Source organism: Methylobacterium sp. CM6247 (assembly GCF_054817925.1).
On record NZ_JBTXKX010000003.1, the window covers coordinates 4,195,636 to 4,218,754 of the forward strand.

At 67.5% G+C, this 23,119-nt stretch carries 20 protein-coding genes; 11 read left to right on the plus strand and 9 right to left on the minus strand.

From position 1 onward, the window contains the following. Positions 1 to 92 precede the first annotated feature (92 nt). The 5 genes from ACYQOP_RS20780 to ACYQOP_RS20800 form a co-directional block, all read right to left on the minus strand. Positions 93 to 1,346 (minus strand): cytochrome P450, encoded by a 1,254-nt coding sequence (locus ACYQOP_RS20780; protein WP_461223751.1) that lies wholly within the window; start codon positions 1,344 to 1,346, stop codon positions 93 to 95. Further along, complete coding sequence (locus ACYQOP_RS20785; protein WP_461223753.1) at positions 1,343 to 2,644, minus strand: NAD(P)/FAD-dependent oxidoreductase; 1,302 nt, start codon at positions 2,642 to 2,644, stop codon at positions 1,343 to 1,345. The genes ACYQOP_RS20780 and ACYQOP_RS20785 overlap by 4 nt, the downstream gene beginning before the upstream one ends. 5 nt (positions 2,645 to 2,649) lie before the next feature. After that, a complete protein-coding gene (locus tag ACYQOP_RS20790) occupies positions 2,650 to 2,895 on the minus strand; it encodes a ferredoxin (RefSeq protein WP_200919226.1) in 246 nt (81 codons plus the stop codon). A gap of 80 nt (positions 2,896 to 2,975) precedes the next feature. Further along, positions 2,976 to 3,485 (minus strand): GNAT family N-acetyltransferase, encoded by a 510-nt coding sequence (locus ACYQOP_RS20795; protein ID WP_461223755.1) that lies wholly within the window; start codon positions 3,483 to 3,485, stop codon positions 2,976 to 2,978. 14 nt (positions 3,486 to 3,499) lie between these two features. Continuing rightward, positions 3,500 to 4,228 (minus strand): DUF3750 domain-containing protein, encoded by a 729-nt coding sequence (locus tag ACYQOP_RS20800; protein ID WP_461225408.1) that lies wholly within the window; start codon positions 4,226 to 4,228, stop codon positions 3,500 to 3,502. 255 nt (positions 4,229 to 4,483) lie between these two features. On the opposite strand from ACYQOP_RS20800, the gene ACYQOP_RS20805 reads away from it, so the two are divergent. Together ACYQOP_RS20805 and ACYQOP_RS20810 are read left to right on the plus strand one after the other, a co-directional pair. Then, entirely contained in the window at positions 4,484 to 6,622 is a 2,139-nt protein-coding gene (locus ACYQOP_RS20805; protein WP_461223757.1) for a TonB-dependent receptor, read from the plus strand. Between the two features lie 153 nt (positions 6,623 to 6,775). Beyond that, positions 6,776 to 7,015 (plus strand): hypothetical protein, encoded by a 240-nt coding sequence (locus ACYQOP_RS20810; RefSeq protein ID WP_056433863.1) that lies wholly within the window; start codon positions 6,776 to 6,778, stop codon positions 7,013 to 7,015. Between the two features lie 255 nt (positions 7,016 to 7,270). On the opposite strand, the gene ACYQOP_RS20815 is transcribed toward ACYQOP_RS20810, so the two are convergent. Together ACYQOP_RS20815 and ACYQOP_RS20820 are read right to left on the minus strand one after the other, a co-directional pair. Next, a complete protein-coding gene (locus ACYQOP_RS20815; RefSeq protein ID WP_056433860.1) occupies positions 7,271 to 7,645 on the minus strand; it encodes a DUF6481 family protein in 375 nt (124 codons plus the stop codon). 212 nt (positions 7,646 to 7,857) lie between these two features. After that, positions 7,858 to 8,067 (minus strand): cold-shock protein, encoded by a 210-nt coding sequence (locus tag ACYQOP_RS20820; RefSeq protein ID WP_018043862.1) that lies wholly within the window; start codon positions 8,065 to 8,067, stop codon positions 7,858 to 7,860. A 634-nt stretch (positions 8,068 to 8,701) separates the two neighbouring features. On the opposite strand from ACYQOP_RS20820, the gene ACYQOP_RS20825 reads away from it, so the two are divergent. The 5 genes from ACYQOP_RS20825 to ACYQOP_RS20845 all read left to right on the plus strand — a co-directional run bounded on the left by ACYQOP_RS20825 (position 8,702) and on the right by ACYQOP_RS20845 (position 18,990). Further along, on the plus strand, positions 8,702 to 10,639 hold the full coding sequence (locus ACYQOP_RS20825; protein WP_461225410.1) for an autotransporter assembly complex protein TamA: 1,938 nt from the start codon (positions 8,702 to 8,704) through the stop codon (positions 10,637 to 10,639). Between the two features lie 104 nt (positions 10,640 to 10,743). Next, positions 10,744 to 15,111, plus strand: coding sequence for a translocation/assembly module TamB domain-containing protein (locus ACYQOP_RS20830; RefSeq protein ID WP_461223760.1), 4,368 nt, complete (start codon positions 10,744 to 10,746; stop codon positions 15,109 to 15,111). Between the two features lie 146 nt (positions 15,112 to 15,257). Next, the gene (locus ACYQOP_RS20835; RefSeq protein WP_207412466.1) at positions 15,258 to 15,914 is read left to right on the plus strand and encodes a DUF47 domain-containing protein; all 657 of its coding nucleotides are present in this window, start codon (positions 15,258 to 15,260) and stop codon (positions 15,912 to 15,914) included. 5 nt (positions 15,915 to 15,919) lie between these two features. Then, positions 15,920 to 16,927: an inorganic phosphate transporter gene (locus ACYQOP_RS20840; RefSeq protein ID WP_311274389.1), complete on the plus strand. Its 1,008-nt coding sequence runs from the start codon at positions 15,920 to 15,922 to the stop codon at positions 16,925 to 16,927. A gap of 386 nt (positions 16,928 to 17,313) precedes the next feature. Continuing rightward, positions 17,314 to 18,990, plus strand: a complete 1,677-nt coding sequence (locus tag ACYQOP_RS20845) for a methyl-accepting chemotaxis protein (protein ID WP_461223762.1) — start codon at positions 17,314 to 17,316, stop codon at positions 18,988 to 18,990. Between the two features lie 99 nt (positions 18,991 to 19,089). Here ACYQOP_RS20845 and ACYQOP_RS20850 read toward each other — a convergent pair whose 3' ends face one another. Next, positions 19,090 to 19,464, minus strand: coding sequence for a hypothetical protein (locus ACYQOP_RS20850; RefSeq protein ID WP_461223764.1), 375 nt, complete (start codon positions 19,462 to 19,464; stop codon positions 19,090 to 19,092). 90 nt (positions 19,465 to 19,554) lie between these two features. After that, the gene (locus ACYQOP_RS20855) at positions 19,555 to 21,177 is read right to left on the minus strand and encodes an ABC-F family ATP-binding cassette domain-containing protein (protein WP_207412462.1); all 1,623 of its coding nucleotides are present in this window, start codon (positions 21,175 to 21,177) and stop codon (positions 19,555 to 19,557) included. A gap of 246 nt (positions 21,178 to 21,423) precedes the next feature. On the opposite strand from ACYQOP_RS20855, the gene ACYQOP_RS20860 reads away from it, so the two are divergent. From ACYQOP_RS20860 to ACYQOP_RS20875, 4 genes are all read left to right on the plus strand, one after another. Then, positions 21,424 to 21,924: a peptide deformylase gene (locus tag ACYQOP_RS20860; protein ID WP_461223766.1), complete on the plus strand. Its 501-nt coding sequence runs from the start codon at positions 21,424 to 21,426 to the stop codon at positions 21,922 to 21,924. Continuing rightward, positions 21,921 to 22,349 (plus strand): hypothetical protein, encoded by a 429-nt coding sequence (locus ACYQOP_RS20865; RefSeq protein WP_461223768.1) that lies wholly within the window; start codon positions 21,921 to 21,923, stop codon positions 22,347 to 22,349. Before ACYQOP_RS20860 ends, ACYQOP_RS20865 begins: the two co-directional genes overlap by 4 nt. Positions 22,350 to 22,426: 77 nt before the next feature. Beyond that, the gene (locus ACYQOP_RS20870; protein ID WP_461223770.1) at positions 22,427 to 22,729 is read left to right on the plus strand and encodes a hypothetical protein; all 303 of its coding nucleotides are present in this window, start codon (positions 22,427 to 22,429) and stop codon (positions 22,727 to 22,729) included. Between the two features lie 99 nt (positions 22,730 to 22,828). After that, the gene (locus tag ACYQOP_RS20875) at positions 22,829 to 23,107 is read left to right on the plus strand and encodes a hypothetical protein (RefSeq protein WP_461223772.1); all 279 of its coding nucleotides are present in this window, start codon (positions 22,829 to 22,831) and stop codon (positions 23,105 to 23,107) included. Positions 23,108 to 23,119 lie beyond the last annotated feature (12 nt).

Genomic DNA, 23,119 nt, shown 5'->3' on the forward strand with positions numbered 1-23,119 from the left:
GGGACGACCGAGAGGGGAAAGGCGCATCGCTCTGGCGTTTCGGACACGGTGTGGCGGCAAGGCCTCAATCGCCTCCGCGCATGCTCGCGGCCTCAGCGCCGAGGTGCCACTCCATCGATGGCAAGCCGAAGATGCATGGGCCCGCGCAAGGCAGCGCCCGAGCGATAGGGAGGCGGATCGTCGATCAGACGCGGATGGACGAGGCGTTGTGCCAGCGCCACCAGGGCCGCCTCGGCCTCGAGCCGGGCGAGCGGCGCGCCCGCGCAATAATGGAGTCCGCCGCCGAAGCCGAAATGACGGATATCGGGGCGATCCGGATCGAACCGGTCCGGATCGCAGAACACCGCCGGGTCGCGATTTCCGGAGGCGAGGAGGAGGACAATGTCGGCACCCTCCGGGATGGTGATGCCGGCGATGTCGATGGCGCTCAATGCCCGCCTTGTCCGGAAATGCACCGGTGGGTCGTAGCGCAGCATCTCTTCGATCAGACGCGGCGCGAGGTCCGGCTCGCCGGCGAGCCGCGCGAGGATATCGGGGTGGCGCACCAGAGCCAGCGTGCTGTTGGCGATGAGGTTCACGGTGGTTTCGTGCCCGGCCACCAGCAGCAGGATGGCGCTGGCGATGAGGTCGACTTCGCCCATCCCCGGTTCGCCGCCTGGCCCGGAACCGGCACTCAGGCCCGACAGCATGTCGTCTTGCGGATGTCGGCGCTTTTCCTTGATGAGGCCACGCATGTAGGTGGAGATCTCGTCGAAGGTGGTGATGTTCTTCGCTCGTGCCTCTTCGTTGCCGAGGTTGTCCGGTTCGAGGGCCGAGGCGAGCTGCGTCGCCCAGCCGTGGAATTGCGGCTCGTCCTCCGGCGGCACGCCGAGCATCTCGCAGATGACCGTGACGGGAAGCGGATAGGCGAGGTCGCAGACGAGGTCGAAGCTCGTCGCATCGCTCTGCTTGTCCAGGAGGTCGGCTACGAGGTCATGCGAGCGCCCGCGCATGGCATGAACGCGCTGATGGGTGAATTGCCCCATCACGGCCATCCGCAGCCTGTCGTGGTCCGGCGGATCGCGGAAGATGAAGGGGCGATGGGTGTTGGTGAGGTGGTCCTTGACCGGGTTGACGATCCAGTCCGAGAACGGATTACCGGTCCGGGGGCGTTCGCTCGGCGGCAGGGTCTCCGAACTGATCCGCGGATCGTGCAGGAGACTCGTGATCGCCGTATGGGTCGAGACCACATAGATGCCGTCGTCCTGGCGCGAGACGGGCGTCTCGCGCAGTCGGGCATAGAGCGGATAGGGATCGGCCCGGTTCGCCTCGTCCTTGACCGCCTCGAACAGCTGTCCGGTCTTCATGGCGATGTCCGTTTCTCGGGAAAGCCCGGCGACAGCACCGTCAGATTGTGTTCGTCGGTTCCACCGCAGATGGGAGGGAATGGTGCGCGGGCGGCGATCTGCTCGGCATAGGCGGGAAGCCACCGGGCGGAATCGAACGACACGGCTGCGATGCAGCGGCCTTTCGCGCCGTAGATGACGACGAAGCGGCCCTCCTTCGGGCTCCCCTGCGCGAAGACCATGGAATCCGCCCCTTCGGTGAGGCCGACCGACTTGATCGTGATCCCGCCCTGGGACGACCAGAAGGCGGGCATCTCGGCATAGTCCGTCTCATTGGCTTCGCCCGCGAGAAGGCGCCCGGCGTGCTCGCCCTGCGCCACGGCGTGTCCCCAATGTTCGAGGGCGACGGGACGTCCGTCAAAGAGCGGATGGGGGAACCGCGCCACGTCGCCGGCCGCGGCGATGGCCCTGTCAGGACGCCCCTCGGTGTCGAGGGCGTAGCCGGTCTCGTTGCAGACGACGCCGCCCGGCCCGGCATCGAGTCCCGATCCGCTCAGCCATTCGGTGTTGCGCACGGCGCCCAACGCCACCACCACGAGGTCGGTTTCGACTACATTGCCGTCCTCGAGAATGGCCCGGACCACCCGGCCTGCCTCATTGCCTTCGAGCCGTGCGACCTTGGTCCGGCTGCGCAGGTCGACGCCGAGAGCTCGGTGCAGGGCAGCGACGATCTCGCCCACCGGCTGCCCGAGAATCCGGGCGAGGGGCGCCGGCCCCGGATCGATCAGCGTGACGGCGCGGTCGAGGGCCCGGCAGGAGGCCGCGACCTCGCAGCCGATGAAACCCGCGCCGATGATGAGGACGCGCTTGGGGCCGGCGGCGAGCGCCTGACGCAGGGCGGCGGCATCGTCGCGCCCGCGCAGGGTATGGACCCCGGCAAGGCCTGCCTCGGTCGGGTTCGGCCATGATCGTGCGCGCGAACCCGTGGCGATGAGAAGCCGGTCATACGACAAGGTCGTACCGTCGGCGAGGCGGACCTCGCGCGCCTGCCTGTCGAGACCGGTGGCGGCCACGCCGAGCCGCCAATCGGCAGCGAGGGCGTGGAGGTTCGGCAGGACCGTCGCTTCGGGCGCCACCTCGCCCGTAAGAGCGGATTTGGAGAGCGGCGGCCGGTCGTAGGGGCGATGCGGCTCATCGCCGACAAGGGTGAGGCGGCCGGCAAAGCCCGCGCGGCGCAGGGCCTCGGCCCCGCGCAGGCCCGCCAGGGACGCGCCGACCACCACCGTATGTCCCCCGGTGTTCTTCCTTTCGGCGTCCATGCTTCTCATCGGCCCTGTCGCTCCGGATCCTCGACGCGGATCGCCTGGACCGGGCAGGACACCCGAGCACGCTCGATGGCGAGACGGGCGGAGGAAGAGGGAGCGGGGTCGTAGAACAAAGCCTCTCGCCCATGCAGCACGAAATGCCCCGGCGCCGCGTAGCAGCATTGAGCATAAGCTTGGCAACGGTTGAGATCGACGGTGACGCGCAAGGGTGGCGTCGCGTCGGGTGGCAAGGAAGAATCTGGCATGAGGCTCGCTGCAGGAATCACCCGACAAGGTTTCCGGCGAGCCGAGGTTCCGTCGCGAGCGCAAAGGTCGCGCGAGCGCTTCACGATTCGACGTCGGTCCCGAGCTTCCGGTGCATCACCAGGGCATCGACCAATCCGAGGGTCGGATGCCGGAACGCGTCGGGCAGGCGCGCAAGTTCCGAGAAGCCGAGGCTCTTCCACAGGGCTACCGCGCGGGTATTGCTGGCGACGACGAAGTTGAACTGCATTGCCAGGAAGCCCTGCCGGGCGGCATCGTCGATAGCGTGTCGTCCCATGGCGCGGGCGATGCCGCGGCCGACCGCGTCGGGATGCGTCATGAAACCGGCATTGGCCACATGGGCCCCGCCACCCTGCTGGTTCGCCTTGAGCATGAAGGTACCGAGCACCCTGCCCTCGTCCACGGCGATGAAGACCTGGTTTGCCGGGGCGAACCAATAGTCCAGCATGGCCTCGCGGGATCCGTCACGCGGAAGCGCATAGGTCTCGCCCGCCCGGATCACCGGCTCGAGGATGGACCAGATCGCATCGGAATCGTCGAGTTCGGCGGCACGAATAAGAAGGGACGTCATCGTTCGATCCGGGCTCATGCCACTCCGATTCTTCCCCAACCGGGAAGTTTGATCGCCGGGCGGCGCAGGTCGAGTCCTGCGACGAGGCCGAGCAGGTTGATCTCGACCCCCTCGACCCAGCCGACAGTGATACCGGCATAGCCGCCGACGGTCAGCCTGATTCCAGTGCCACTCGGCGTGCGCTCGACGATGCGTCCGGGGGGCGCCCAATCCTTCCCCAGCGCCGTCGGCGGAAGAGTGACTTGCGGCTCCGGCAGGCGGGCCAGCACATGCGCCGCGAAGCTGTTCGAGTTCGGGCCTGGCCAGGCCCGGTAGGTTCCGAGCGCCCGGTAGGGGTAGTCGGCCACGGCCGCGCGGATCGCCGGGATGGCGCGGGCGGCATCGTCCCCGTCGAGGGCGAGAATGGTTTGCGGATCGTTGCCGAACCAGCGGCCGTCTGCGGCCCAGCCATCCGTGCGGACCGGCAGCCCCCAGCCGACCACGTCGTAGCGGGTGTAGCGGGCGGCACCGGCCGGTTTCACCACGATCCAGCTGTGATGGGCAAAGATCCCGCGCCAGCGCCCGACACGCGCCGCATAGACCCTGACGAGGGCCGGATCGGTCGCTTTGGGCGGGTGCAGCAGCCCGGCGCTCGACCAGTCGGCCACTGCCCAATCCGCTGCGCCGCCGCCCCGCGCCGTCCACCACAGCGCATGGGTGCCGAGCGGCAGAAGGAACAGACCGAGCAGAAGCAGGCCGAGCATTCGGACGGTGGTGCCAAGGAGGGAGAGGGAGATCACAAACAAAGATGTTTGCCTGCGCCGAGCCTCCCGCAAGCGCCGCTTTCGTCGCAGCGGCGCATGCCGTTGATGCAGTTCGGCAACAGGCGAGGCTCCAACCGTCCATCAGCGCCCTCCCCCCCTTGCGGAAATAGACGCTCTCGCGGATGAAACATTATAACATAATTCTTGAGGGGCGTGATGCGGACGAGACGATCGAGGATCTGGCTGGCCGGGACGATGCTATCCAGCGCGGGCCTTACATCCGGCGCGATGGTCGCTCCCGTGGCGGCCCAGCAGGCCGAGGCGACGCTCTCCGAACTCAGCGTGACCTCCGCGAGCCCGATCCTTCCCGCCCCCGGCCCTTCCGCCGTGGGTGGGTTTCCCACCGGCGTGCTGCCGGTCGTCGGCGACAGCTTTTCCCCCGTCACGGTGGTGACCCGCTCCGAGATTCAGCGCAACCAGCCCCGCACCCTCGGCGACGCCCTGTCCGACCGCCCCGGCATCTCGTCCTCGACCTATGCGCCGGGCGCGGCTTCGCGGCCGATCATTCGCGGCCTCGACAATGCGCGGGTGCGAATTCAGGAGAACGGAATCGTCAATGGCGGCGTATCCGATCTCGGTGAGGACCATGCGGTGCCGGTCAACCCGCTCACCGCCGATCGGATCGAGGTGATCCGGGGCCCGGCGACCCTGCGCTACGGCTCGGGAGCTATCGGCGGCGTGGTCTCGTCCGAGAATAACCAGGTGCCTACCTTCATTCCGGCCCGGGGTGTCTCCGGCCAGGTCACCACCGGCTATTCCAGTGTCGATAACGGTCGGCTCGGCGCGGCGAGCGTCGATGCCGGGGCCAACGGCATCGCGGTCCATGCCGACGGGTTCAAGACGGCAACCGATTCCTACGCGATTCCCGGCGGCATCCAGCGCAATTCGGCCACCGAGACGCAGGGCGGCTCCATCGGAATCTCGGCGATCGGCGATCGCGGATTTCTCGGCGTTTCGTTCAGCCATTACGAGGCGATGTACCAGATCCCCGGTGGCGAGTCGGAAGAGACCCGCTCAAGTCTGAACCCGAAGCAGGACCGGGTGCTCGCACGTGGCGAGTACCGACCGCTCCAAGGGCCGTTCGAGGTTCTGCGGTTCTGGGCCGGCGGCTCGGTCTACCGCCACGAAGAGATCGGTCTGGCGCATCACGACCATGAGCATGAGCACGACCATGAGGAGGTGGCCGGCCCCGAGGGCGTGCAGGCCATCTTCAAGAACCGCGAGGTCGAGGCCAGGTTCGAGGCGCAGCACGTACCGGTCGTCACCGCGCTCGGCACCCTGACCGGCGCGGTCGGCGTGCAGACCAGCCGGCGCGTCCTCAATTCGCAGCTCGAGAGCTTCCTGCCGCCCACGGAATCGCGCTCCCTGGCCGCCTATCTGTTCGAGGAACTCGCAGTGGGGGGCGGCCTGCGCTTCCAGGCAGCCGGCCGGATCGGGAACGACCGGCTCAACAGCATCGCCACGCTGTTCCCGACCGACTATCTGCCCGGCGGCATCGATCCGTCGAGCTACGCACTGACCCGCCGCTTCGCCCCCAAGAGTCTGAGCTTCGGCGCTCTGCAGGACCTCCCCTACGGGTTCGTGGCGAGCATCAACGGCTCCTATGTCGAGCGCGCGCCCACCAGCTACGAGCTGTTCTCGCAGGGACCGCACCACGCCTCCGCGACCTTCGAGATCGGTGATCCGACCCTGAAGCTGGAACGCGCCCGCACGATGGAGCTCAGTCTGCGCCGGGCCGAAGGCCCCCTGCGTCTCGACGCGACCGGATATGTCACGCGCTATACCGGCTTCATCTACCGCCGGGATACGGGCAACCGCTGCGATGACGATTTCGCCTCTTGCGGCAGCGGCGACGAATTGCGCCAGATCGTCTACTCCCAGGCCAACACGACCTTCTACGGCGCCGAGATCGGCGCGCAGCTCGACATCGTTCCCGTTGGCGACGGCTGGGCCGGGATCGAGGCGCAATACGATTTCGTACGGGCGCAGTTCGACGACGGTTCCTACGTTCCGCGCATTCCTCCCCATCGTCTGGGTGGTGGCGCCTTCCTACGGGCGAATGGCTGGTTCGGCCGTGTGAACCTCCTTCACGCCTTCGACCATACGGAGATCGCGCCGTTCGAGACGCTGACCCGGGGCTGGAACGACCTGCGCGCCGAACTGGCCTACACGCAGTCCCTCGACCCGGCGATCTACGGTGCCACCGAGGTCACGGTGGGGCTCCAGGGGCGCAACCTCCTCGACGACGATATCCGCAACTCCGCGTCGTTCAAGAAGGACGAGATCCTGCTGCCAGGTCGCAACGTTCGGCTGTTCCTGACGGCCCGGTTCTGAAGCCGGACCCCTCCTCGAAACGGGCCGCACCTGCCCGTTTCGGGACCGATGAGACCGAAGTCGGACAGTTAGCTGCCCGCGGCGTGACAAACCGTGCTATAAGGTGAGCAACCCCGCACGAACCCGTGCCCTGGGCAACTCCATGAGGCCCAAGTGGCGAATGCGTTTAAAAGTGGTGCGTCCCAGTCGCGCACCACTAACGATTTCAACGAACGGGCCAAGCAGCTCTCCGAGCGTCTCGGCGCTATCGAGAAGCCGGCGCAGATGAAGCGCGGCAACGCCCCGCGCCGCTCGTTCAAGGCCGGCCCCCGCCCCGAGGCCGATACCGAGCCGAAGGGCGAGGTCGAGACGACCTCCGAGAAAGACGAAGGCGAAGCTGAGGGCGAGGCTTAAACTTCGGCCTCCTGTCGCTAGTCCTGATGCGGCATTGAACCGGCGCGCCGAATCTCGTGTTCCGAGCATCTGTTCAATGCCTGTCATCGTGCTCCATTCTCGGCGTGTGTGCCGCGTAGAAACGCGAAGGGCCCGGAGCGCCGCAGCGGATACGAAATCCGGTACGACGTTCCGAGCCCTTGTCTCATCCAGCGTCCGGCGTCCCCCGGAGCGACGAGGCTAACCCTTCCCCGGGAAGGGCTTCCTCTGTGGGTGTCAGCGGCGAGCCTTGGCCTTGCGAGCCGCGTAGCGCGCATCGCGCTGGGCCTTCTTCTCGGCGAGTTCGATCGCCTTGCGTTCGGCGGCGAGACGCGTCTCTTCCTCTTCGCGGGCGATCTGTGCGGCGAGCTCCGCCTCCTCGCGGGCGCGCTTCTCTTCAGCGGCCTTCTTTTCGGCCGCGATGCGGGCGGCTTCGCGTTCGCGAGCCCTCTCGTCCCGGGCGCGGGCAACCGCTGCGCGGGCCTGGGCCTTGGCAACCATTTCCGGGTCATCCGCCGGAGGACGGGCCTTGAATTTTTCCAGCAGCATCTGCTTGGCGCTGGCGGAGTTCTTACGGCGGTCGTCGAAATTCCTGTAGTCGAAGGCGCTCATCTGACCTTTCTCGGGTGGTGCGTCTCGGCCCGTTCCGCGAGCGGAAGCGCGCGGCGCTGAGCCTTGCTGTGAATCAGCGGAAGACGGGATCGAATCGAAAAGCCCAATGCCTCACGATTCGGCCGGAATCAACAGAAGCCGCCCATGACAGGGCGGCTTCCTACGCATGTGTTGAACGAAGGCCTCACTGAACGACCCTCGCCCTTAGCGGTTCAGGCCGCCTGAAGGTTGCCGGCGGACTGCTTGCCGGTGCGACGGTCGTTCTCGATCTCGTAGGACAGCTTTTGTCCCTCGATGAGATTGCGCATACCCGCGCGTTCCACGGCCGAGATATGGACGAACACGTCCTTGCCGCCGTCATCAGGCTGAATGAAGCCGTAGCCCTTGGTTTCGTTGAACCATTTCACGGTGCCCGTGCTCATGGTGATGTCCTTCTCGTCGTCGGGAGGAACGCGATTGCAGTCTTCGCGCCCTCGTCTCGAATTGTGTGGGGAGGGGCCTCTCGGGCCGCAGAAAACGACGTGCGGCCGACAGGGCGCAGGGTTTCGGAGATGCGATGAGATCGAAGCGACAGACCGCGGCAGTTCTGCAATGACTGCTGGGCGTGCGACCCGGATTGAACCGGCGGGGGATCGTGGAAGACAAGGTCCGATAGGTGAAAGTTAGGGTGCCTGCGATGTTCAGACAAGGCTCCCGGCCGTTCCGGGTTCCCGTCGAGATGCGCGATTTCCATCCTTCCCCGGAGCCGACTGAACGAAGGGCTGCGGCACCGGCCGAGATTGCCCTCGTTGGTGGTGCGGTCTAGGCTTGCCACTCTGCGACATGAGGCGAGGAACGACCTTAACGACCCGGTGAGGGGTCGTCACGGAAGGTTGACCGGCATCGAAGCGGGGGCGGGATGACGGAATCGACGGCTGACGGACGAACCTTTGCGGGCATGCCGTTGCAAGGGGCGAGAGCGGACCGGTCCGAATCACGGGCGGGCCGTGTTTCGTGACGTCGAACACGCGTGACCTAAAGGGCAGAGGCCTGAAACACGGCTGCGCGGGCGTGGCCATGGCCGTCCTCGGCGGCGTGTCGATGAGCACCTTAGCCGCCTCCCCCGCCATCGCCTTCGACCTGTTCGGTATGTTCGGTTCCGAAGAAGAGCCGCCGGCACCGAGCGGCGAGACGCTGCCCTATTCGGTGAAGTTTCAGGGGCTCGAGGATGACGACGTGCTGCAGGCTCTGCAGGACACCTCCACGCTCTATCGCCTTCGCCAGGACGCTCCGCCCGACGGCGAGGGCATCGTGCGGCGTGCGGAGGCGGACCTTCGCCGCCTGTCAGACGTGCTCTCCGGCTACGGCTATTACCAGGGCAAGGTCGCCATCCGCATCGATGGCGTAGAACTGACGGGCGAGGCCTCGGTGGCGGCTGCGGCGCGTGCCGCCGAGGGCGGCCGGAACCGGGCCTTGGTGCCCGTGAAGATCGTCGTCGATGCCGGACCGCTCTACAAACTCCGCACGGTGGCGGCCTCCGATCCCCGCGGCAATGATTTCCCGTCCGAGGTGCTGCCCGAGCGGTTCACCCGGGTGGGCGACGACGTCCCCGCCCGCTCGGCCACCGTGCTCGCCCGCGAGGCGAAGATCGTCGACCGCTTCCGCGCGCTGGGCCATCCCTTCGCCAAGGCGGTCTCGCGCGATCCGGTGGTGGATGACGAGGCCCATGTCATGGACGTGCGCTTCACCATCGATCCCGGCCCCATCGCGGGGCTGGGCGAAGTTGCCGTGCGCGGTACCAGCGGCATCGACCCGGCCGTGGTGCGCTCCTTCATCTATAGCGAGCCGGGCGATCCCTATTCACCCAAGGCCGTGGCCGACATTCGCCGGTCCGTCGCCAAGGTGGAGGCCCTGGGCTCCGTCCGGGTACGCGAGGGCGAGGCGCTCGACGCGCAGGGCAACCTGCCGATCTTCGTCGACGTGACCGAGCGCGACCGCAACCTGATCGGGGTCGCGGCCCGCTTCTCCACGGTCGATGGCCCGGGCATCCGTGCCTATTATGCCAACCGCAACCTGTTCGGCGGCGGCGAGACCCTGCGGCTCGACGCCGACATCTACTATCTCGGCAACGACCTCTACGCTGCGCAGCGCAAGGCCGCCGGGATCGATTCGAACGGGCTGGGCGGCAGGGTCTCCGCGACCTTCGTCAAGCCGGCTCTATGGGGCACGCGCAACGATCTCGTGGCCAATATCTTCGCGGGCCGCGAGGCCCAGCAATCCTACGTCTCGGACGCGGCCGGCGGTACGATCGGCATCCGGCACCGGTTCTCCGACACGTTCTACGCGCAGATCGGCGTCGACGGTCAGGCCGGACGCTCGCAGGACGCGCTGGGCAAGGTCGATTACCGCCTCGTCGGCGTGCCACTCTCCGTGGCTTACGATTCCACCGACAACCTCCTCGATCCGACGCAGGGGTTCCGGGCCACCGCCTCGGTGACACCCTATGCCGGCTTCCTCGGCTCGGATCCGTCGATCTTCGTCGCCAAGGCACAGGGCTCGACCTACTACGCCCTCGACGACGAGGCCCGCTACATCCTCGCCGGCCGCGTCGGATTCGGCTCCATCTCGGGCGCGAGCCTGGAGGACATCCCGGCCAATATCCGCTTCTTCGCCGGCGGTGGCGGCTCGGTGCGTGGCTTCCCCTATCGGACCTTGGGCCCACGCGGGCCGTTCAACCTGCCGGTCGGTGGGCGTAGCCTGCTCGAAGCTTCGGTGGAGGCGCGGGTCAAGATCACCGACACGATCGGGATCGTGCCGTTCTTCGACGCCGGCACAGCCTTCGAGGGCAGCCTGCCCGATTTCGAGGAGCGCATCCGCTACGCGGCGGGCCTCGGTCTTCGCTATTATACCGGCATCGGCCCGATCCGCGTCGACGTGGCGTTCCCCCTCGACCGCATCAAGGGGAACCGCGAACGTCCCGTGGCCCTGTACATCAGCCTGGGGCAGTCGTTCTGATGGAATTTTTCGGACGGGTTATGGTTCGGTGCGCATCGACCCTCCCCCCTCTGCGGGGGAGGGTGCCTGCGGAGCAGGCGGGAGAGGGGCCGACCTCTCCGGACATGGCGCTACCCTCTCCCGACCCGCTTCGCGGGCCACCCTCCCCCGCAAGGGGGGGAGGGAGAACGCGCGTCATCGTGGCGATCGTCTCTCTGACCGTCTGCATCGCCGTTCCCGCGACCTACACCCGCGCCGACGACGGCGAGAAGACCGTGCTCGGCGGGTTGTTGTCGAAGGCTTTGTCCACGCCGGGCTCCCAGGTGTCCATCGGTGCCGTGGACGGGGCGCTCTCGTCGAACGCCACGATCCGCGACGTGGTGATCAGCGATCGCAACGGTCCCTGGCTGAAGCTCGACAAGGCGCGCCTCGTCTGGAGCCGCCTCGCCCTCCTCTCCGGCCGGCTGCAGGTCGACAGCCTGGAGATCGGCCGCCTCGAAGTGCTGCGCCGTCCCCTCCCCGCCCCGGTCTCGGCGACGCCGGAGCCCGATGGCTCGCTGCTGCCCGAGTTGCCCGTGAAGGTGGAGATCACCGCCTTGAAGCTCGCCGAGCTCGTCCTCGGCGAGACCGTCGCCGGTCAGCCGGCACGCCTGTCCGCCGAGGGGAAGGCCAAGCTCGGCGCGCCGTCCGAAGGGCTCGACCTCGACCTGTCCGTGCGCCGCCTCGACGCCACCGGGCAATTCGTCGCCCGCCTGCTCTTCGTGCCTAAGGGCGAGAAGCTCGAGGTGAAGACCACCCTGGTGGAGGCCGCCGGTGGCCTCCTTTCCAAATTCGCCAATCTCCCCGGCGAGCCGCCGATCAACCTCGATCTCGACGGGCGCGGCACCCTCGATGCCTGGAACGCCCGGCTCGATTTCGATGCCGGCCCCGATCTCGGCGCCAAGGGCACGGCCCGCATCGCCCGCGCCGGCGCCGACCGCTCCCTCACCCTCGACCTCTCCTCGCGGATCGAGGGGCTCCTGCCCGGCCCGGCGGCTGCGATCTTCTCCGGCACCACCAAGCTCGACGGCGCCCTGCGCTTTGCCGATAACGGCGCGTTCGGCATCGACCGCCTCGCGCTTGCCTCCCGCACCGCCCGCCTCGACGCGTCGGGCGGCCTCACGCCGGAGCGGGTCGCCGACTTCACTATCTCCGCCCGCGCCGTCCCCACCGAGGGCAGCGTCACCAAGGCGGCCAATGCCGAGCTCGACACCCTCGTCTTCGACGGGACCGTGAAGGGGCCGATCGCGCGGCCACGGGTGAACGGCGACCTCAAGGCGGCGGGCCTGCGCGCGGACGGCAACGTCCTCGAGCGGATCGCCGCCAGCCTCGCCATGGAACCCACGGGCGGCGATCCCAATGCCACCCGCTTCGCGCTCCGTGCGGATGCCAATGTGGAGGGGTTGAAGCTAGCCGACCCGGCCCTGCGCCGGGCGGTCGGATCGCGCGGTGCCTTCAGCTTCCGAGGCACGCTCCAGCCCGATGGCGTGGTCGATGTGGCGGCGTTCGATCTCGACGCGCCCACCGCCACGCTCTCCTATGCCGGCCGGGTCGGCCAGAACACGCTCACGGGCACGCTGAAGGCGGGTCTCGCCGATCTCTCGGCGTTCTCCGATGTCGCCGACCGGACCCTGGCCGGCAGCGTCGCCGTTAAGGCGAACTTGAGCGGGGACCCCGCCCGCAAGGCCGTGACCGCCGATGTGGATGCGACGACACAGGGGCTCGTCCTCGGCCTGCCGGCCCTCGACCGGCTCCTGGGCCGCGAGCCGCATTTCTCGGGCAGGCTTTCCCAGGTTTTCGATGGGTACAGCTTCGATGGTGTGAAGCTCGACGGCGCCGAGATGGTGGCCCGGCTGGAGGGCAAGGCCACGGCACGCCACGCCGACGCCAAGCTCCTCGTGGACGTGAAGACCCTCTCGGCCGTCGATCCGCGCCTTGCCGGCCGCGCCCTCCTCGACGGGCGGCTCTCCGGAACCCTAGAAAAGCCGGACCTCACCGCCACCCTCACCGCTGCCGACGGACGGGCGCTCGGCCGCCCGATCCGGGACGTGCGCGTGGCTGCGGCGCTCAAGGACCTCACCGGGGCGCTCGATGGAACGGTGGCGCTGGGCGGCGAGATCGGCGGCAAGACCCTGCGCGGGGACGTGCATCTCGCCCGCACGGGCGCAGATTGGTCTCTCGACCGGCTTGCGGTGAATCTCGGCTCGGCCACCCTCGCCGGCAAGGCGGCCGTCGATGCGGCGACCCTCCTGACGCAGGGCAGCGTCACGCTCTCTGCCGCCAATCTCGACGATCTGTCGCCGCTCGCCCTCACGCCGCTGGCCGGAAGCCTCGACGCGACCGTCGCCCTCTCGCGCGATGGGGGACGCCAGGACGCGTCGGTGAAGGCCAAGGGCGCCTCCCTGCGCTCGGGTGAGATCGGCCTCGCGCAGCTCGACGCCGACCTCACCGGCCGCGATCTCCTCGCCCATCCCGTGGTGGACGGCCGGGTCAATGCCGACCGGGTCATCGCCGCCGGCGAGTCCATCGACACAGTGCGCCTCCTCGCCGTGGGGTCGCCCAATGCCAGCGATATCACCCTCACCGCCAAGGCGCGCGGTTTCGATCTCGACGGGGCTGCCCGGCTGGTTCCGGCTGAGGCCACGCGGATCGAGTTGTTGCGCTTCTCCGCGTCACGCGGCAAGGATCGTCTGGCGCTGGCTGGTCCCGCCACGATCACCCTCGACCGGGGCTCGGCCGTCATCGACGGTCTCGTCATCGCCGCCGGTACCGGGCGGGTCAGCCTCGCCGGCCGCGCCGGATCGAATCTCGACCTGAAGCTCGGCATCCGGGCGCTGCCGTTGGCTCTTGCCCGCATTGCCTCGCCGAGCCTCGCCCTCACCGGTACCCTCGACGGGGACGCCGATATCCACGGCACGGCCGCGCGGCCGGAAGGGCATTATGCCCTGTCGGTGGCGAAGGTCGTGACCCCGGAGACACGCAAGGCCGGCCTGCCGCCCATCGACGCCAAGGCGAGTGGCACACTGGGCGACGGCCGCGCCGGGATCGAGGGCCGTGTCTCGGCCGGTCGCGGCGCCGAGCTGACCCTTGCCGGCTTCCTGCCCGTCTCGGCGGGCGGACCCATCGCGCTGAAACTGCGCGGCACCCTCGACGCGGCCATGGCCAACAGCCTGCTCAGCGTCGGCGGTCAGCGGGTCGCCGGCCGGATCGCCCTCGACGGGGGCGTCTCGGGCACCCTCGACACGCCCCGTGCCGAGGGTGCCGCCACCCTCTCCGGCGGCAGCTTCACCGATCCGCTCCAGGGCATCGCCCTCAAGCAGATCGAGGGCCGCGTCACCGGGCGGGGCGATACCCTCGTGGTGGAGCGCCTGACAGCGCAGACCCGGAACGGCGGCGGCCTTCAGGCCAGCGGGCGCGTGGCCCTGGACCCGAATGGCGGGTTCCCCGGCGCGTTCAAGATCACCGCCGAGCGGGCCGAGCTCGTCTCCAGCCCCATCGTCACCGCCACTGCGAGCCTCAACCTCGCCCTGAGCGGTCCTTTGGCGCGGACGCCGAAAGTGTCGGGACGGGTCGACCTCGTCTCCGTCGATGTGACGGTCCCCGATCGGCTGCCCGCGACCGTGCAGCCCCTGCCCGGCGTGCGCCGGGTCAATACGCCCGCCGACGTACGGGTGCGCCTCGATGCGAAGGCCGACCGCAAGGCGAAGGTCGCCGCATTGGGCAAGCGCAGGAAGGCGCCCCCGCCCTTCGACGCCACGCTGGACGTGGCCGTCCATGCGCCGAACCGCATCTTCGTGCGTGGGCGCGGAATCGACGCGGAACTCGGCGGTGACCTGCGCCTCACCGGCACTTCGCGCGACCCGGTGGCGGTGGGCGATTTCGCCATGCGTCGCGGGCGCCTCAGCATCATTGGTCAGCGCCTCGATTTCACCCGCGGCCGCCTGGCCTTCAACGGCGAGCTCGCGATCCCCGATCTCGACTTCCAGGCCGAGACCAAGGCCGCCGAGGTCACCGCCCGCGTCGCCGTGACCGGCCCCGCCAACCAGCCCGACTTCGTCCTCACCTCCGACCCGTCCCTGCCGCAGGACGAGGTGCTGTCGCGGCTGCTCTTCAAGAAGGCGGCCGGGGGACTTTCGCCCTTCCAGGCGTTGCAGCTCGCTCAGGCCGTGTCGCAGCTCTCCGGCGGGGCCGGCGGCCCGGACGTGTTCGAACAGGCCCGCAAAGGCCTCGGCCTCGACAGCCTGGACGTTTCCACCGGAGCCAGCGGCGGTCCGGCCCTGGGTGCCTCGCGCTATCTCAGCGACCGTCTCAGTGTCGGCGTCAAGGCGGGCGCCAAGCCTCAGGATACCGCCGCCACCGTGGATTACGACGTGACCCGTCGCATCAAGATCCAGGGCGAGGCCGGCAGCGACGGCCGCACGGCCGTGGGGGTGGGAGCCGAATGGGAATATTGATGGGGTCGGAGCGAATGACCGGCACCGGAGCGGCCTCGAAGACGTTATCGGCCGGCAGGACTCTCAGGGCCACGGCCGCCTGACGGCTGACATAGCCTGCGGCGCCGAGCGGAGAGTGCCCGCCACATCGGGAAGGGGCACGCCGAATGATGGGCTGGTTTCGGGCCTTGATGCCGCGGGAGGATCGCTTCTTCGACCTGTTCGAGCGCCATTCTCAGACCCTCGTCGCGGGAGCGGAGGCGCTCCAGGGTGTCCTGAAGGGCGGCGACGGCGTGCCGGGCTATTGCCAGGTGATCGTTGATCGCGAGCACGAGGCGGACGCGATCACCGCCGAGGTTCTGCTCGCGGTCCGGCGCAGCTTCATTACCCCGTTCGACCGCGGCGACATCAAGGACCTGATCCAGTCGATGGACGACGCCATCGACCAGATGAACAAGACCGTGAAGACCATCGCCCTCTACGAGATCCGCTCCTTCGAGCCTCTGATGCGCGAGATGGGCGACACCGTGCTCGAGGCGGCGCGTCTCACGGCCGAGACGATCCCCCTGCTCAACGCCGTCGGCACCCATGCGGGACGCATCAACACCCTCACGGAGCGCATCACCCGGGTCGAGGGCCGCTCGGACGAGTTGCAGGAGCGTGGCCTCAAGGCCCTCTACCGGGCCCATCGCAAGGATGGCGGCGACGGCGACACCATGGCCTACATCATCGGCGCCGAGATCTACGGGCACCTGGAGGATGTGGTCGACCGGTTCGAGGACGTCGCCAACGAGATCAGCGGCATCGTGATCGAGAACGTGTGACGGGCATGGACGCCGCCTCCCTCGCGCTGCCGGCGCTGGCCGGCCTCATCGCCGTCGCCCTGTTCTTCGACTTCCTCAACGGCCTGCACGACGCGGCCAATTCCATCGCCACCATCGTCTCGACGCGGGTGCTGCGCCCGCAATACGCGGTGCTCTGGGCGGCGTTCTTCAACTTCATCGCGTTCCTGTTCTTCGGCCTTCATGTGGCGCAGACCCTGGGGACCGGGATCGTCGATGCCGGGATCGTCGATCCGCGCGTCATCCTGAGCGCGCTGGTGGGCGCCATCGCCTGGAACATCGCCACCTGGGTGTTCGGCATCCCGTCGAGTTCATCGCACGCCCTGGTCGGTGGCCTCGTCGGGGCGGGCATCACCAAGGCGGGGTTCGACGTCGTGGTCTGGTCCGGCCTGTCGAAGACGATCGCGGCCATCGTGCTGTCTCCGCTCGTCGGATTCCTCCTCGCCCTCCTCCTCGTGCTGATCGTGTCCTGGACCTGCCGGCGCGCCACGCCCTTCGGGGTCGATCGGAGCTTCCGGCTCCTGCAATTCGTCTCGGCCTCGCTCTATTCCCTCGGCCATGGCGGCAACGATGCCCAGAAGACCATGGGGATCATCGCGGTGCTGCTCTACTCGCAGGGGCATCTGGGGAGCAGCTTCCACGTTCCGCTCTGGGTGGTCCTGGCCTGCCAATCGGCGATGGCGCTCGGGACCCTCTTCGGCGGCTGGCGCATCGTCCACACGATGGGTTCGAAGATCACCCGCCTGAACCCGATGCAGGGCTTCTGCGCCGAGACGGGTGGCGCAATCACCCTGTTCCTGGCGACATGGCTCGGTGTCCCGGTCTCGACCACGCACACCATCACCGGCGCCATCGTCGGCGTGGGCGCGGCCCGCCGGACCTCGGCGGTCCGTTGGGGCATTGCCGGGAACATCGTCGTCGCCTGGGTCCTGACCCTGCCCGCCGCCGCCCTCATCGCCGCATGCTGCTACGTCCTGACGGGCTGGCTCGGCTGAGCGATCTTGCCCGGCTCGCCTGGAGCCATGATGCCGCGAACCTCCGCGCGAGACCCTTCTACTCGTGGTCGAGGGAAATCAGGCACGCCTCACACTACCGCTGCTGCGCCGATATTGGTGGTCAGTTGTGATGCTCGAGAATACTGAAATAAGTTTCGCGGTAAGGGTTTCGCGAGTTGGACGTGACAATACATGTTTTGTCGTTATTCAAGTCATCGGTGGGGCGGGCAGAGTTTTTATTTACGTAAATTTGAATACGCGATCGTTCAGGTGGAGCGAATATAAATCAAATATCGATGAACTATAATTCATACAAGTAGTTATAAAATATTAAATAAGACTCTTTATTCGGTTATTATCATTGTATCGTTGGGGGAGTATAAGTCGTGCGATTGTCGATCAAGGCCGTACTGATCGGCTTGTTCAGCATCGTCGGTTCGATTTCGGCAGCGCAGGGCTTGGTGGCCCTATACAAGCTTCAGGACATCGGCACGAAGTTTGCTGTTCTGGTCGACAATGCCGTGCCGTCGGTGACTCAGGCCGACAAGATCAATCGTCTGGTGCTCCGGGTCCGCACGTCCCAGCTGCGCTACCTGACCGCTCCCAACAGCACCATCGAGCAGGCCGATCTCAAGCTCGCGAACGAAATGATGCTGGAGCGCAATAAGTCCATCGAAGACTACAAGTCCCTGATCACCGAAGCGGAAGAAAAGGCGATCTATGAGGATCTGATCGCCAAGATGGAGATTCTGAAGGCCGATTGGGGAAAGCTTCGTTCCATGCGCGAGAGCGACAGAGAGCAGGCGCTGAGCTTCTTCCGCGAAGGCAACCACGCGAATTATCGGGCGGTCGCCGACGCGGCCACCCGTCTGGTGGAGATCAATGTGGCGGCGGCCAACGCCGCCGGAGAGGCGGCGCGCAGCCAGCAGGCCGAAGCGATCCGGATCTCGATCATCATGCTCACGGTTTGCATCGTGATGGCCCTCTCGGCCATGATCTTCTCGTTCCTCGGCGTTGCCCGCCCGATCGAGCGCATGACCCAGGCCATGCGTCACATCGCCGGCGGTGACGAGACGACCGCCGTTCCCTCCATGGGCCGCCGCGACGAGATCGGCGAGATGGCCCAGGCGGTGGAAGTGTTCCGGACCAACCTGATCCGCACGCGTCAGCTCGAAGAGGACACGGTCCTCGCTCGGGCTTCCGCCGAGGAGCAGCGCCGTGCTGGAATGCGCAAGATGGCCGAGGATTTCGAGACGGCTGTCGGCGGCATCATCGGCATGGTCTCCTCCTCGGCCACCGAGCTTCAGGCCACGGCGCAGGCCATGACGGTGACGGCGACACAGACCGCGTCGCAATCCACCACCGTGGCTGCCGCAGCCGAGGAGGCCGCCGTCAACGTGAACACCGTCGCTGCCGCCGCCGAGGAACTCGGCACGTCCGTGCAGGAAATCGGCCGACAGGTCTCGAGCTCCGCCACTCTCGCACAATCCGCCGTCACGGAGGCCGACATCACGGCCGGCCTCGTGCAGGAACTCAGCGGCGCCGTGAGCCGGATCGGGGATGTGGTGAGCCTGATCTCGACCATCGCCAGCCAGACCAACCTGCTCGCCCTCAACGCCACCATCGAGGCCGCGCGCGCCGGTGAAGCGGGCCGGGGCTTCGCGGTGGTCGCCGCCGAGGTGAAGGAACTGGCCAACCAGACGGCCCGCGCCACGGAGGAGATCTCCCAGCAGATCGGCCACATCCAGGGCGCAACCGGCCAGGCGGTCTCGGCCATCGGTTCGATCACGATGCGGATCCGGGACATCAATGCCGTGGCGACTGCCATCGCGGCGGCGGTCGAGCAGCAGAGCGCGGCGACGCAGGAGATCGTGCGCAACGTCTCGCAGGCCTCGGCCGGTACCAACGAGGTGACGAGCAACATTGCCGGCGTGGCCAGTGCTGCCGAAGAGACCGGAGCGGCCGCGAGCCAGGTGCTCGGCGCCGCTGGCGAACTCTCCCAGCAATCCGAACATCTCACCGGAGAAGTGCACCGCTTCCTTGCCACGGTGCGGGCCGCCTGACCCGATTCCACCGCGCGGACCTACAAACGGGTCGGGCTCGCGGGAGCCTGGCCCGTTCTCATGTCGACCGTCCGGGTTCACCCCCGGTGGGCGAAACCCTCACCGTCCGTCGGTCACCCTCTGTCCCGTCTCGCCGTAGCCGAGCTTGGCTCCCTGGCGGTTGACGCTTCCGAAGCGCAGGACGGCCTGTTCGAGGTAGTCGATCGCATCGATAAGGGCATCCCGCGCGGCCCCGACCGCCTCCTCGCCGTCCTCGTCCGGTGTCTCGGCGAAATTGACGGCGGCGATGAGAACCCGGTCGCGTTCCTCTTCGATCCGGCGGTCGCGCTCCACATGTCCACGCACATCGGCATCGAAGGCCTCGATCACCGCCAAGGGCAACGCGTCCTTCGACGACGATCCGTCGAAGGCGCGGGCCTTGCGCCGGGCCTGTGCCGCCGCCGCCCTGACGATGTCAGCGAGTTTGGCATCCATGGTCGGTCTCCTGGGGTGATCGGGTTCGAGGCGCTTTCGTTGCCGTGCATCCCCTCACCCCGCCCGCGGTGAGAGGGGGAAACCAGCCGCTCAGCTCCTCAGCCCCGGTGCCTCCTGGCCGGTGCGCGCGACGTATTCGGTGTAGCCGCCGCCATATTGATGGATGCCGTCGGCGGTGAGTTCGAGGACGCGGTTCGACAGGGCGGCGAGGAAGTGCCGGTCGTGGCTCACGAACAGCATCGTGCCCTCGTAGTTCGCCAGCGCGGTGATGAGCATCTCCTTGGTGCCCATGTCGAGGTGGTTGGTCGGCTCGTCGAGGACGAGGAAGTTCGGCGGGTCGAACAGCATCTTGGCCATGACCAGCCGGGCCTTCTCGCCGCCCGAGAGCACGCGGCATCGCTTCTCGACATCGTCGCCGGAGAAGCCGAAGCAGCCGGCCAGCGCCCGCAAGCTACCCTGGCCCGCCTGCGGGAACGAGCGCTCCAGGTCCTGGAACACGGTGAGCTCGCCGTCGAGGAGGTCCATGGCGTGCTGGGCGAAGTAGCCGAGCTTGACGCTTCCCCCCACGGCGATGCTGCCGTCGTCGGGCGGGGTCGAGCCGGTCACGAGCTTGAGCAGGGTCGACTTGCCGGCGCCGTTGATGCCCATGACGCACCAGCGCTCCCGGCGGCGGATCGAGAAGTCGAGTCCTTCGTAGATGGTGCGGCTGCCGTAGCGTTTGTGCACGTTCTTGATGATGACGACATCGTCGCCGGAGCGCGGCGCCGGCTGGAACTCGAACGCCACCGATTGCCTGCGCTTGGGGGGCTCCACCCGCTCGATCTTGTCGAGCTTCTTCACCCGGCTCTGCACCTGTGCGGCGTGGGAGGCCCGCGCCTTGAAGCGCTCGATGAACTTGATCTCCTTGGCGAGCATCGCCTGCTGGCGCTCGAACTGAGCCTGCTGGTGCGTCTCGTTCAGGGCCCGCTGCTGCTCGTAGAAGCCGTAGTCGCCTGAATAGGTGGTGAGTGTGCCGCCGTCGATCTCGATGACCTTGGAGACGATGCGGTTCATGAACTCGCGGTCGTGCGAGGTCATCAGAAGGGCGCCCTCGAAGTTCTTCAGGAACGCCTCGAGCCAGATCAGGCTCTCGATGTCGAGATGGTTCGATGGCTCGTCGAGGAGCATCACGTCGGGATTCATCAGGAGGATGCGGGCCAAAGCCACACGCATCTTCCAGCCGCCCGAGAGCTTGCCGACGTCCCCGTCCATCATCTCCTGGGAAAAGCTCAGCCCCGCTAGCACCTCGTAGGCCCGGCCTTCGAGGGCGTAGCCGTCGAGCTCCTCGAACCGGGCCTGGACCTCGCCGTAGCGCTCCACGAGGGCATCCATCTCGTCCATCCGGTCCGGATCGGCGAGGCCGGCCTCGATCTGCTTCAGTTCTGTGGCGACCACGCTCACCGGGCCGGCCCCGTCCATCACGGCGGAGACGACGGAGCAGCCCGACATCTCGCCGACATCCTGGCTGAAATAGCCGATGGTGATGCCCCGATCGGTGGCGACCTGGCCCTCGTCGGGCTCCTCCTCGCCGGTGATCATCCGGAACAGGGTGGTCTTGCCGGCGCCGTTCGGCCCCACGAGGCCGACCTTCTCGCCCTTCTGGAGAGCGGCCGACGCCTCGATGAAGACGATCTGCCGTCCGTTCTGCTTGCCGATTTTCTCGAGGCGGATCATGCGCGCATCGTTGTCCTGAGATCTGTCCCGCGGCCTTACGGCATGGCGCGCGGAAGCGGAAGGCGGGGTACCACGGGCACGATCCGGGAGGCACGGCTTCGCTGTCGCGGATGGGTGCCCCGGCCGGACCCGAGCCCAGATGCCGCGAGGGCCTTGCTTGGACAGCGCCGGGCCGATCGCGTATCCACGCATCGCCTCATTCAAAGGGTATTTGCCGAAGCTTCTCTGCCGAAGGTCCCCTACCCCGTGCCGGTCCAGTCGCTGATCCTCTACCCCGATCCACGGCTGCGTCTGCGCGCCGAACCGGTAAGCGTGTTCGACGAGGACCTTCGCCGCGATGCCGCGGATCTCGTCGCCGCCCTCGCCCGGGTTTCGGCCATCGGCCTCGCCGGGCCACATGTGGGGTGGCTCGCCCGGGTTGTGGCGCTTCGGCTCGAGCCCGGTACGCCAGCGACGATCTACGTCAATCCGGAGATCGTCTTCGCTTCCTCCGAGACGGAGCCCCAGACGGAGGGCAGCGTCTCGATGCCGGGCGTCTCTGACACCGTGGAGCGGGCTGCGCGGGTACGCCTACGCTATTCCGATCTCGACGGGGTCTCACATGAGGTTGAATCGGTGGGGTTCGAAGCGGCCTGCCTGCAGCACGAGATCGACCAGCTCGACGGCATTTTCTGGATCGAGCGCCTGTCGCGGCTTCGTCGGGACCGTGCGGTGAAGCGCTACGCGAAGTCGAGGCGCGCGGCATGAGGCGTGGATCCCATTCCCGCCCGCTGGCGGCCCTGTTCCTCGCTGCGATAGGGGCGGCGCGTGCCGAAGCGCAGCCGGCCAAAGCTCCGACGCCCCTGCCGTCGTCCACGGCCCTGCCCTCCGCGCCGGCGATTGGCTGCCCGTCATTGGCCAATCTGCGTCTTCTCCTGCGCCAGTCGGAAGGTGACCTCAAGAAAGCGGCCGCGACCCTGGCCGATCCGAAGGCCGACCACCTGAGTTGCAATCTTCTCGGACGTGATACGGTCAATGCCATTACGGACCATGCCGCCCTCAACGGCAACGAGTACGACTGCGTTGGCATTACTGGAACCAGCATCTGTTCCTGGACCATCGCCGGAACGGTCGTCCCGGCCGATCCGGCGCGAGCGGCCAAAAAGGCGCCGCCCCCCAAATCCAAGCGCTGACGGCGCGGCATAGCGGCGGGCGATGCCGCAGCGCGCCCTATATCGCCTCCGGTAGAGCCAAGCCGGAGATCCACACCATGAAGCTGTCGCAACGCCGGGGAATCGCTCTCCTGTTGATCATGACGGGAGTGGGCATGGCGGGAACGACCCTGGCCGGCGCCGGCTCGATGTCGGCGAGCGAGGTGGTCGCCTGCGATACCTTGGTCAACCTGCGGGTCTTGATGGGGCAGGCTCGGGTCGATCTCGGCGACCTTCCCGGCTGCCGCCGAATCGCCCGCGATCGTGTCGGCGCACCGGAACACCGCGCCATGATCGGCGGCGCTCCGTTCGAATGCCTCGCGGTAAGGGGCGAGCCCTCCTGCCTCTGGATCAAACCATAGGGAGTCATGCCGGAGGGAAGCGGATATTCGGCACCTAATACCGATGCGCTTTTCCGACGAACCACCCTACCTTAGCCGCAACGAAGGGGGGGTAAACTCATGGGTGAAACTACCGGATCATGCGGTGGAGAATCGGCTGGCCGTCGAGGGGGGCGCATCGCCTGCATGGTCGCTGTGGGATTGTTGGGATTGGTCTCGCAGGCTCGAGCAGAGGCCCCGATCAAGAGCCCGCAGGATGCAGCCTGCCGCAACGAGGCGCGTGCGAAGGTGTTCGTCACGCCCGATCCGGGTGGGATTGGGCTCTACGCGGTCGGCCGGCAGATCTACATGACCTGCATGGCGCGTTCCCAGCCACGCGCCGCACGTCGGCGGCGATAGGCTACGTCCGCC